At 64.9% G+C, this 582-nt stretch carries 1 protein-coding gene; it reads right to left on the bottom strand.

Annotated elements, in window-relative coordinates; translation table 11 throughout:
• The coding region (locus OO52_RS45600; protein ID WP_432422525.1) for an ABC transporter permease at positions 1-303 on the bottom strand (303 nt) is incomplete at its 3' end.
• Positions 304-582 lie beyond the last annotated feature (279 nt).

Here is a 582-nt window from a genome sequence, read left to right as displayed (position 1 = left end):
GCCGAGGATGAGCACGAAGACGGGGAGCAAGGCCAGTGCAGCTGTGTTGCGGAACAATTCGAGAACCGGGCTGAGGTACTGCGCAAGAGGCCGGTACCAGCCGATCAGGATGCCCAACGGCACGGCGAACACCACCGCGATGGCGAAGCCGCGCAGAGCTCGGCCCAGACTCGCGGAGATGTGCTCCCATAGTTGACCACTCTCGGCCAGGTCCACCAGAGCCTTCGCGACCACCGAGAACTCAGGGAGGAATGTTCGGTCGACCAGACCGATCCGCGGCGCGACCTCCCAGAATGCGACCAAGAGTACCAGGGCGATCGAACTCCGGAAGACCCAGGAGCCGGACTTGCGCAGTCTCCCTCCGACCCGGCGGGTGGGTGAGGCGACAGGAGTCGGAGCCGGGGATGCGATGTCCTTCGCCGGCGCCGGGCTCGAGACCTTTTCCAACGTGACACTAGACATGGCTACCCACTCCGATCGTTTCGGCGGCGGCACCGGCCACCTCGGGACGCAACGACAGCCAGATCCGGTGCCGGTAGTCGCGGAACTGCTCAGATGAACGGATGTCGTCGACAGCATCCC

The organism is Streptomyces flaveolus (genome assembly GCF_000716535.1).
Taxonomy (GTDB): domain Bacteria; phylum Actinomycetota; class Actinomycetes; order Streptomycetales; family Streptomycetaceae; genus Streptomyces; species Streptomyces flaveolus_A.
Note: the sequence above shows the minus strand (reverse complement) of the source record. Positions and strands in the feature narration are given on the sequence as shown.